The sequence below is a fragment of the Shewanella sp. 10N.286.51.B7 genome, from assembly GCF_002873615.1.
Classification (GTDB): Bacteria; Pseudomonadota; Gammaproteobacteria; order Enterobacterales; family Shewanellaceae; genus Shewanella; species Shewanella electrodiphila.
In genome coordinates this window covers 1-1,478 of the sequence record NZ_MCUF01000099.1, presented here as the reverse complement: position 1 = coordinate 1,478, position 1,478 = coordinate 1, and the positions used below count along the sequence as shown (strand labels likewise).

Here is a 1,478-nt window from a genome sequence, read left to right as displayed (position 1 = left end):
TTAGGCCATTGGACCTATACAGCTGATAACTCTCAACCAGCGATTCAAGGCCTTAAAACAGGCGAGTCACTCACCGATACCATAGTCGTTCATTCGGTCGATGGCATCGAGCAAAAAATCTCAGTAACCATTAACGGCACTGATGATAAAGCGGTCATTGGTGGTACTGCAACAGCTTCACTGACTGAAGACAAAGACCTTCATCAGGGACAGTTGCATGTTGACGGTGCCCTCACCGCTACTGATGTCGATACAGGACAAAACCAATTCCAGGCCACTGTGCAACAAGGTCAATTTGGTTCGCTTTCTTTAAATGAACTAGGTCATTGGACCTACACCGCCGATAACTCGCAACAAGCTATTCAAAGCCTGAAAACGGGCAAGTCACTCACTGATACGCTCATAGTTCATTCTATCGATGGCTCTGAGCAGAAAATCTCAGTAACCATTAATGGCACTGACGATAAGGCGGTCATTAGTGGTACAAGTTCAGCACAATTAACCGAAGATAAAGACGTCCACCAAGGCCAACTTCGAATAGATGGTGCCCTCACCGTAACCGATGTCGATTCAGGACAAAACCAATTCCAAGCCACAGTGCAACAAGGTCAATTTGGTGCGCTTTCTTTAGATGAACTAGGTCATTGGACCTACACGGCTGATAATTCTCAATCTGCCATCCAAGGGCTGAAAACTGGCGAATCACTGACAGACACTTTATTAGTTCATTCAGTCGATGGCACTGAGCAGAAAATCTCAGTAACCATTAACGGCACTGATGATAAAGCCGTTATTGCAGGAACCAGCACTGCACAATTAACCGAAGACAAAGACCTCCATCAGGGACAACTGCATGTCGATGGTGCTCTCACTGTTACAGATGTTGATAATGGGCAAAATCAATTTCAAGCCAATGTTTTACAAGGTCAGTTCGGCACACTGTCGATCAATAACCTAGGCCATTGGACTTACACTGCTGATAATTCTCAATCTGCCATCCAAGGGTTGAAAACGGGCGAATCACTCACCGATACTTTATTAGTTCATTCGGTCGATGGCACCGAGCAGAAAATCTCAGTGACCATTAATGGCACCGACGATAAGGCGGTCATTTCTGGTACAAGTTCAGCACAATTAACCGAAGACAAAGATGTTCATCAGGGACAGTTGCATGTTGACGGTGCCCTCACCGTTACTGATGTTGATAATGGGCAAAACCAATTTCAGGCCACTGTGCAACAAGGTCAATTTGGTTCGCTTTCTTTGAACGAACTCGGTCATTGGACCTACACGGCTGATAATTCTCAATCTGCCATCCAAGGGCTGAAAACCGGCGAATCACTCACCGATACTTTAATCGTTCACAGCGTTGATGGAACCGAACAAAAAGTTACAGTAACCATCAACGGTACTGATGATAAAGCGGTCATTGGCGGTATAGCTACAGCTTCACTAACCGAAGACAAAGACGTCCATCA

The 1,478-nt window shown here is 45.4% G+C and carries 1 protein-coding gene; it reads left to right on the top strand.

Annotated elements, in window-relative coordinates; all coding sequences use genetic code 11:
- Nucleotides 1-1,478 (top strand): VCBS domain-containing protein (locus BCU84_RS20550; protein ID WP_198589633.1); only part of this gene is annotated, 1,478 nt, incomplete at both ends.